Raw genomic sequence first — 10,202 nt, 5'->3', positions numbered from 1 at the left:
CGGAGAGCGGATCATGACCATGCCCCAAGACAAGGTTGCCGAAGCCCTCCGGTCCTCGCTGAAGGAGGCCGAGCGGCTGCGGCGGCAGAACCGGAAGCTGCTCGCCGCGGCCACCGAGCCGATCGCCATCGTCGCGATGAGCTGCCGCTACCCCGGCGGCGTCACCTCACCGGAGGACCTCTGGGACCTGGTGTCCTCCGGCACCGACGCGATGTCCGACTACCCCACCGACCGGGGCTGGGACCTCGACGCCCTGCGGCAGGCCGGCACCGACGCACGCGGCACCAAGGTGAGCCGGGGCGGCGGATTCCTGGACACCGTCGCGGACTTCGACGCCGATTTCTTCGGCATCTCGCCGCGCGAGGCCGTTTCGATGGACCCGCAGCAGCGGCTGCTGCTCGAAACCTCCTGGGAGGCGTTCGAGCGGGCCGGGATCGACCCGGTGTCGCTGCGCGGCAGCCGGACCGGCGTCTTCGTCGGCACGAACGGCCAGGACTACGCGTACCTCCTGGTGCGCTCGCTGGCGGACGCCACCGGTGACATCGGCACCGGCATCGCCGCCAGCGCCACCTCCGGCCGCCTTTCGTACACGCTGGGCCTGGAGGGCCCGGCCGTGACGGTCGACACGGCGTGCTCCTCGTCCCTGGTGGCACTCCACTGGGCGGTCCAGGCGCTGCGCTCGGGCGAGTGCTCGCTGGCGCTGGCCGGCGGAGTGAACGTCATGTCGACGCCCGGCTCGCTGATGGAGTTCAGCCGACAGGGCGGCCTGGCCTCGGACGGGCGGTGCAAGGCATTCGCGGACGCGGCGGACGGCACGGGCTGGGCGGAGGGCGTCGGCCTGCTGGTGTTGGAGCGGCTGAGCGATGCGCGGCGCAACGGGCATCAGGTGTTGGCGGTGGTGCGCGGGTCGGCGGTGAACCAGGACGGCGCGAGCAACGGCTTCACCGCGCCGAACGGTCCGTCGCAGCAGCGGGTGATCCGGCAGGCGTTGGCGAGCGCGGGTCTGTCCGGCGCTGAGGTGGACGTGGTGGAGGGGCATGGGACGGGGACGCCGCTGGGCGACCCGATCGAGGCGCAGGCGCTGCTGGCGACGTACGGGCAGAAGCGTCAACACCCGTTGTGGCTTGGGTCGGTGAAGTCGAACATCGGGCACACGCAGGCGGCGGCGGGTGTCGCGGGCGTGATCAAGATGGTGCTGGCGATGCGGCAAGGTGTGCTGCCGCGGACGTTGCATGTGGACGAGCCGTCCACGCACGTGGACTGGTCGGCCGGGGATGTGGCGCTCCTGACGGAGTCGACCGACTGGCCCGCGGTGGACCGGCCTTGGCGCGCGGGCGTGTCGTCGTTCGGGATCAGCGGGACCAATGCGCATGTGATTGTCGAGCAGGTGCCGCCAGTTGATGCTGAGGGGTCCGTGCTGGCGGGTGTGGTGGTGCCGTGGGTGGTGTCGGGCAAGTCGGAGGCGGCGCTGGATGCGCAGCTGTCGAGGCTTGCTGGGCTGCCCGCTCTGGATGCGGGCTATACGTTGGCGGGGCGTACGGACTTCGTGCATCGGGCTGTGCTGGTGGATGGTGTGGAGGTTGCGCGGGGGGTGGCGGTGGAGCGGTCGCTGGCGCTGTTGTTCTCGGGGCAGGGGTCTCAGCGGCTGGGGATGGGACGGGAGTTGTATGCCCGTTTCCCGGTGTTCGCGGAGGCGTTCGATGCGGTGTGTGCCGGGTTCGAGGTGCCGGTGCGGGAGGTTGTGTGGGGTGAGGATGAGGAGCTGTTGAGCCGGACGGACTTTGCGCAGGCGGGGTTGTTCGCGGTGGAGGTGGCGCTCTTCCGGCTGGTCGAGTCGTGGGGCGTGGTGCCGGACTTCGTGGCGGGTCATTCGATCGGTGAGGTGGCGGCTGCGCATGTGGCGGGGGTGTTCTCGCTGGCGGATGCGTGTGCGCTGGTCGCGGCGCGTGGTCGCCTGATGCAGGCGCTGCCGCCGGGTGGTGCGATGGTGGCGTTGCGGGCGTCGGAGGCTGAAGTTCTGCCGCTGCTGGGTGAGTTGGTGTCGATTGCGGCGGTGAACGGTCCGTCGTCGGTGGTGATCTCCGGTGCGGAGGAGGCCGTGGAGGCGGTCTGCGGGCATTTCGGCAAGAGCACCCGGCTGCGGGTGTCGCATGCGTTCCACTCGCCGTTGATGGATCCGATGCTGGAGGAGTTCCGGGCGGTGGTGGCGGGTCTGACCTTCGAGGCGCCGCGCATCCCGCTGGTGTTGAACGTGACGGGTGAGGTCGCGTCGCCGGAGTTGGTCTGCACGCCGGAGTACTGGGTGCGGCACGTGCGCGAGGCCGTCCGATTTGCCGATGGCCTGGACGCGCTGAGGGGCGAGGGTGTCTCGGCGTTCCTGGAGCTGGGCCCGGACGGTGTGCTGTCCGCGCTGGTCGAGGACGCCGTCGCCGCTTCCGCCCTGCGCAGGGGCCGCCCGGAGGAGGCTGCGCTGCTGACCGGTCTCGCGCGGCTGTATGTGGCGGGCGTCCGGCTGGACTGGTCGCGGGTGTTCGAGGGCACCGGCGCCCGCCGGGTGGATCTGCCCACCTACCCGTTCCAGCGCGAGCGCTACTGGCCCGCGCTGTCACCCGACGCGGGCGACGTGACGGCCGTCGGGCTGATCGCGGCCGAGCACCCCCTGCTCGGCGCAGCACTCCCGCTCGCGGGCTCCGAGGGCGTGCTGTTCACGGGCAGGCTGTCGCTGCGGGACCATCCGTGGCTGGCCGAGCAGCTGGTGGACGGGACCGTGCTCTTCCCGGCGGCGGGCTTCCTGGAGCAGGCGATCCGGGCCGGTGACCAGGTCGGCTGCGACCGGGTGGAATCGCTGACGCTGTCTGCGCCACTGCTGCTTGGCGAGGGCCGGGACGTGGTCGTCCAGCTGCGCATCGACGGCCCAGACGCGTCCGGTGCTCGCGCGGTGGGTTTCTTCTCGCGTGGGGCGGGGGTGGTGGACGGTCCGTGGGTTGAGCATGCGTCGGGTGTGTTGGTGGCGGGTGAGCGGGTGGCGGAGTTCGATGCGTCGGTGTGGCCGCCGCGTGGTGCGGTGGTGGTGGACGCTGACGGGCTGCCGGGGGTGCGGTCGGTGTGGCGGCGGGGGGACGAGGTCTTCGTCGAGGCGGAGCTGACGGGTGATGCCGGTCGCTTCGGCTTGCACCCTGCGCTGCTGGCCTCGGTGCTGGGGCCGCTGGAAATGGTCCCGCAGTCCTGGGCCGGCGTATCGCTGCACGCGTCGGGCGCGTCGGTGGTGCGGGCGCGGCTGGTGAGGACCAGTCCGGACGCTGTGTCCCTCGCGGTGGTCGATGTCGAAGGCGCGCCTGTGCTCTCGGCGGAGGAGGTCGTCCTCGGGGCGGCATCGGTCGCACAACTGGGCACCGATCTGGGGTCGTTGCTGACGCTGGAGTGGGTCCCGGCCGTCGGGGACCGGGTCGCGGGTGAGGCGCCGCGCAGCGTGACGCTCGCTGCCGACGCCGCCTCGCTGGCAGAGGTCGGCGGGGACGAGGCAGTGGTGCTGGTTCCGCTGGTTGGTTCCGGCGCTGTGGTGGAGTCCGTGCACGTGACCACCGCGCGGGTGTTGGGTCTGGTGCGGGAGTGGTTGGCGGAGGAGCGCTTCAGCCGCTCGCGGCTGGTGTTCGTGACGCGTGGCGCGGTGTCGGGTGAGGATCTGGCTGCTGCGGCGGTGTGGGGTCTGGTGCGGTCGGCGCAGTCGGAGAACCCGGGCCGGTTCCTGCTGGTGGACGTGGAGGGCGATGCGGAGTTGCCGCTGGCGCGGGTGCTGGCGGCGGGGGAGCCGCAGGTGCTGGTACGCGACGGCGTGGCGCTGGTGGGCCGGTTGGCCCGTCTGGGTGCGTCCGTCGGCGCCGAGAGCTGGGACGCGTCGGGCACAGTCCTGGTCACCGGTGGCACGGGGGGTCTGGGCCGCGAGGTGGCGCGTCACCTGGTCATCGAGCACGGCGTGCGCAGTCTCCTGCTGCTGAGCCGTCGCGGTCTGGCCGCGCCCGGTGCCGAGGAGCTGGTGGCCGAACTGACCGGCCTCGGCGCGGAGGTCGTGGTGGCGGCTTGCGACGTCGCGGACCGCGCCGCGCTGGCCGAGACGCTGGCGGGGGTTCCGCTCACCGCGGTGATCCACACGGCCGGTGTGCTGGACGACGGTGTGGTCACCTCGCTCACCCCTGAGCGCCTCTCGGGCGTGCTGCGGCCGAAGGTGGATGCGGCCTGGCATCTGCACGAGCTCACCGCGCACTTGAACCTGTCCGCCTTCGTCCTCTTCTCGTCCATCTCTGGTGTGATGGGCAGCGCCGGCCAGGGCAACTACGCCGCCGGCAACGTCTTCCTGGACGCCCTCGCTCAACATCGCCGCTCCCGTGGCCTGGCCGCCCAGTCCCTCGCCTGGGGCGCCTGGGCGCAGACCAGCGGCATGACCGGCACCCTCTCCGACGCCGACATGCACCGCATCAACGCCTCCGGCGTCCCGCCGCTGACCGTCGCCCAGGGCCTGGCGCTACTCGACGCCGCGATGACCGTCGACGCACCCTTCCTCGTCCCCCTCGGCCTGACCATAGGGGCCAAGGCCGTGCCGGGCGAGGTGCCGCCGCTGTTCCGCTCGCTCTTCCGGCCCTCCCGGCGACTGGCCGCGACCGCCGACGGCGGTGCGGGGACGGTGGCGGCGCTGGTGACCCAGCTGTCCGACCTGCGCGAGGCCGACCGGATCCGCTACGTCGTGGACCTCGTACGGACTGAGGCATCAGGGGTGTTGGGCCATGCGTCGGCCAAGTCGGTGGACCCTGCGCGGGAGTTCCGCGACCTGGGCGTGGACTCGCTGACCGCGCTGGAGCTGCGCAACCGGCTGACGGCCGTCACCGGCCTGCGTCTGCCGGCAACCCTTGTCTTCGACTACCCGAGTCCCACCGTCCTCGCCGAGCACCTGCTCGCCCAACTCCTGGACGAGCACGGCGATCTCGGTACCCCGGCGGTGGCCGCCGACGTGGACAGCGACGACCCGATCGTCATCGTGGGCATGGCCTGCCGGATGCCGGGCGGGGTCGACACGCCCGAGGGGCTCTGGGACCTCGTCTCCGAGGGCCGCGAGGGCATGACCGCATTCCCGACCGACCGCGGCTGGGATCTGGAGGCCCTCTTCGGCTCCGGGCCGGAGGGCCGCAGCGCCAGCGCGGCCCGGCAGGGCGGCTTCCTCACCGAACTGGGCGCGTTCGACGCGGGGTTCTTCGGTATCTCGCCGCGCGAGGCGCTGGCGATGGACCCGCAGCAGCGGCTGCTGCTGGAAACCTCCTGGGAGGCGTTCGAGCGGGCCGGGATCGACCCGGTGTCGCTGCGCGGCAGCCGGACCGGGGTCTTCGTCGGAACCACGGGCCAGGACTACGCCACGCTGGTGATGAACTCCCGCGAGGACGTCGAGGGCCACGCCAGCACCGGTCTGGCGAACAGTGTCATCTCGGGGCGGGTCTCCTACGCTCTCGGCCTGGAGGGTCCCGCGCTCACCATCGACACGGCGTGCTCCTCCTCGCTGGTCGCGATGCACTTGGCCGCGCATTCGTTGCGCAGCGGCGAGTGCTCGATGGCGCTGGCGGGTGGTGTGACGGTGCTGTCCACGCCGATGGCTTTCCTCGGTTTCAGTCGGCAGGGCGGGCTGGCAACGGACGGGCGGTGCAAGGCGTTTGCGGATGCGGCGGACGGCACGGGGTGGTCGGAGGGCGTTGGCGTCCTGGTGCTGGAGCGCTTGAGCGATGCGCGGCGCAATGGGCACGAGGTGTTGGCGGTGGTGCGCGGGTCGGCGGTGAACCAGGATGGCGCGTCCAATGGGCTGACGGCGCCGAACGGTCCGTCGCAGCAGCGGGTGATCCGGCAGGCGTTGGCGAATGCGGGCCTGTCCGGCGCCGAGGTGGACGCGGTGGAGGGGCACGGGACGGGGACGCCGCTGGGTGACCCGATCGAGGCGCAGGCGCTGCTCGCCACGTACGGGCAGGAGCGCCAACACCCCTTGTGGCTCGGCTCGGTGAAGTCGAACATCGGGCACACGCAGGCGGCGGCGGGTGTTGCGGGTGTGATCAAGATGGTGCTGGCGATGCGGCACGGTGTGCTGCCGCGCACGCTGCATGTGGATGCGCCGTCCACGCACGTCGACTGGTCCGAAGGAGCGGTGCGTCTGCTCACCGAGCCGACACCCTGGCCTGAGACGGCACGGCCCTGGCGGGCGGGCGTCTCCTCCTTCGGCTTGAGCGGGACCAACGCGCATGTGGTGCTTGAGCAGGCGCCGGCAGCCGTCGTGGACGAGCCGGTCGTGTTGGCGGGGGTGGTGGTGCCGTGGGTGGTGTCGGGGAGGTCCGAGGCGGCGCTGGACGCGCGGCTGTCGCAGCTCGCCGGGCTTCCTGCGCTGGATGCGGGCTATTCGCTGGCGGGGCGTACGGACTTCGCGCATCGGGCTGTGCTGGTGGATGGTGTGGAGGTTGCGCGAGGAGTGGCGGTGGAGCGGTCGCTGGCGCTGCTCTTTTCCGGGCAGGGCTCGCAACGCCTCGGGATGGGACGGGAGTTGTATGCCCGCTTCCCGGTGTTCGCGGAGGCGTTCGACGCGGTGTGCGCGCAGTTCGACGGTCCCGTGCGGGATGTCGTGTGGGGTGAGGATCAGGAGCTGTTGAACCGGACGGACTTCGCGCAGGCGGGGTTGTTCGCGGTGGAGGTGGCGCTGTTCCGGTTGGTCGAGTCGTGGGGTGTGGTGCCGGACTTCGTGGCGGGTCATTCGATCGGCGAGGTGGCGGCCGCGCATGTGGCCGGCGTGTTCTCGCTGGCGGACGCCTGTGCGCTGGTTGCGGCGCGCGGCCGCCTGATGCAGGCGCTGCCGACGGGTGGCGCGATGGTGGCGTTGCGGGCGTCGGAGGAAGAAGTCCTGCCGCTGCTGGGCGAGTTCGTGTCGATTGCGGCCGTGAACGGCCCGTCGTCGGTGGTGATCTCCGGCACCGAGGACGCCGTCGAGGAGGTCTGCGGGCACTTCGGCAAGAGCAGCCGCCTGCGGGTGTCGCACGCGTTCCACTCGCCGTTGATGGACCCGATGCTGGAGGACTTCCGCGCCGTCCTCGCGGGTCTGACCTTCGAGGCGCCGCGCATCCCGCTGGTGTCGAACGTGACGGGCGCGGTGGCGTCGCCGGAGCTGGTGTGCACGCCGGAGTACTGGGTGCGCCACGTGCGCGAAGCCGTCCGCTTCGCCGACGGGCTGGACGCACTCACCAGCGAGGGTGTCTCGGCGTTCCTGGAGCTGGGCCCCGACGGCGTCCTGTCCGCGCTGGTCGAGGACGCCGTCGCCGCCCCCGCCCTGCGCAGGGGCCGCCCGGAGGAGGCCGCGCTGCTCACCGGCCTCGCGCAGCTGCACGTCGCGGGCGTCCGACTGGACTGGTCGCAGGCGTTCGAGGGCACCGGCGCCCGCCGCATGGACCTGCCCACCTACCCCTTCCAGCGCGAGCGCTACTGGCCCGAGCCGGCCGCCCAGCCGGGTGACGTGACGGGCGCCGGCCTGACCCCGGCCGAGCACCCGCTGCTCGGCGCGGCGGTACCGCTGGCCGACTCCGCGAGCGCGCTGCTGACCGGGCGACTGTCGCTCAAGTCGCACCCGTGGCTTGCGGATTACACGGTGAACGGGGTCGTCGTCTTCCCGGCCACCGGCTTCCTGGAGCTGGCCGTCCGTGCGGGCGACCAGGTCGGCTGCGACCGGGTCGGGGAGCTCACTCTCACCGAGCCGCTGGTGCTCTCCCAGGACGGCGCCGTGGCGATCCAGGTGTGGGTGGGTTCCCCCGACGACTCCGGTGCCCGCGCGGTCAGTTGCTACGCGCGGCCCGCCGATGCTGCCCCCGAGGAGCCCTGGACGCGGCACGCCACGGGCACGCTGGCGGACGCGGACGCGGACGCGCAGTCGGTGGAGTTCGACGCCGCGCAGTGGCCGCCTCGGGACGCCGTGGCTGTGGACATGGACGGCTTCTACGAGCCGAGCGCGTTCGGGCCCGCCTTCCGCACGGTGCGGTCGGTATGGCAGCGGGACGACGAGGTGTTCGTCGAGGCCGCCCTCTCAGGACTGGTCGGCGATGCCGGGGCGTTCGGGTTGCATCCGGCCCTGCTGGAGGCCGCGGTGCAGGTTGTCGGCTTTGCCGGGGTGGACGACGAGGAACTGCTGCTGCCGTCGCGCTGGACCGGGGTGTCCCTGCACGCGACGGGAGCGACGTCGGTCCGGCTGCGGGTCGTGCGGACCGGCGCGGACTCGGTGTCCGTGGCCGTGGCCGATACCGAGGGCTTGCCGGTGCTCTCGGTGGAGTCCGTCCTGCTGTCGGCGCCGCCGATCGCGCTCGCGCCTGCCTCGGATGCCGGCCTGGACGGGTTGCTGACGCTGGAGTGGGTGCCGGTCGCCGGGAACCGGGTCGCGGCCGAGGTGCCGCGCAGCGTGACGCTCGCCCCCGACGCCGATTCGCTTGCGGGGGTCGGGTGCGAGGCGGTGGTGCTGGTTCCGCTGGCTGGTTCCGGCGCTGTGGTGGAGTCGGTGCACGCGACCACCGCGCGGGTGTTGAGTCTGGTCCGGGAGTGGCTCGCGGAGGAGCGGTTCGCTGGCTCGCGACTGGTGTTCGTGACGCGCGGCGCAGTGTCGGGTGAGGATCTGGCCGGCGCCGCGGCCTGGGGCCTGGTGCGTTCCGCCGCCTCCGAGCACCCGGGCCGGTTCGTCCTCCTCGACATCGAGAAGGACGAGGACATCGCCACCGCACTGCCGGGGCTGGCCGGGGAGGCACAGTTCGCCGTCCGGGACGGCGTCCTCCGGGTCGGCCGGTTGGCCCGCCTGGGCACCTCCGTGGGCGCGGCGACCTGGGATCCGTCCGGGACGGTGCTGGTCACCGGTGGTACGGGTGGTCTGGGCCGGGAGGTGGCCCGCCATCTGGTGGCTGAGCACGGCGTGCGCAGTCTCCTGCTGCTGAGCCGTCGTGGTCTCGAAGCGCCTGGCGCTGAGGAGTTGGTGGTCGAACTCGCCGCTCTGGGTGCCGAGGTGACCGTAACCGCCTGCGATGTCGCGGACCGCGCCGCGCTCGCAGCCGTGCTGGCGGGGGTCCCGATCACCGCGGTGATCCACACGGCCGGTGTGCTGGACGACGGCGTGGTCACCTCCCTCACCCCCGAGCGCCTCTCCGGTGTGCTGCGGCCCAAGGTGGATGCGGCCTGGCATCTGCACGAGCTCACCGCACACCAGAACCTCTCCGCCTTCGTCCTCTTCTCCTCCATCTCCGGTGTGATGGGCAGCGCAGGCCAGGGCAACTACGCCGCCGGCAACGTCTTCCTGGACGCCCTCGCTCAGCATCGCCGCTCCCGTGGCCTGGCCGCCCAGTCCCTCGCCTGGGGCGCCTGGGCGCAGGCCACCGGCATGACCGGCACCCTCTCCGACGCCGACATGCACCGCATCAACGCCTCCGGCGTCCCGCCGCTGACCGTCGCCCAGGGCCTGGCCCTGCTCGACGCCGCGATGACCGTCGACCGGGCCTACCTGGTCCCGATCGGCAGGGCCGCCGGTGCCATGCGGATGCAGGGCGAGGTGCCCGCGCTGCTGCGCGGCCTGGTCCGCGGGACCCGGCGGGCGGCGGCGACCGGCGGCGGTGGCGCGGGGACGACGGCTGCCCTCGCGGCCCGGGTGCGCGGACTGCGCGACGGCGAGCGGCTGCGCTTCGTCGTGGATCTCGTACGGACCGAGGCAGCAGGGGTGTTGGGCCACGCGTCGGCCAAGTCCCTCGACGTGACACGGGAGTTCCGCGACCTGGGCGTCGACTCCCTGACGGCGGTGGAGCTGCGCAACCGGCTGACGGCCGTCACCGGCTTGCGTCTGCCGGCAACCCTGGTCTTCGACTACCCAAGTCCCGTCGTCCTTGCCGATCACCTGCTCGCCGAGCTGCTGGACGAACGCGGCGCAGCCGAGGGGCCGTCGCTGCTGGCGGAACTCGACCGCCTCGACGCCGTGTTGACCGCTGGCGAGCCGGACGAGCTGACCCGGGCCGCCGTCTCCGCCCGGCTGCGCCACCTGCTGGAGAAGTGGCGGGAGGCCGATGCGGACGGCGCGGCGGCCAGTGTGGCCGAGCGGATCGAGTCCGCCAGTACGGACGAAGTCTTCGCATTCATCGACAACGAGCTCGGCCGTCTGAGCGACCGCTGAT

At 72.4% G+C, this 10,202-nt stretch carries 1 protein-coding gene; it reads left to right on the top strand.

Annotation, left to right across the window (positions count from 1 at the left end; all coding sequences use genetic code 11):
* The first annotated feature begins 13 nt into the window (after positions 1-13).
* Positions 14-10,201: a type I polyketide synthase gene (locus tag P3T37_RS15905; protein ID WP_280724297.1), complete on the top strand. Its 10,188-nt coding sequence runs from the start codon at positions 14-16 to the stop codon at positions 10,199-10,201.
* Position 10,202 lies beyond the last annotated feature (1 nt).

Source organism: Kitasatospora sp. MAA4 (assembly GCF_029893355.1).
Taxonomy (GTDB): Bacteria; Actinomycetota; Actinomycetes; order Streptomycetales; family Streptomycetaceae; genus Kitasatospora.
This window is presented reverse-complemented; position numbering and strand designations above follow the sequence as displayed.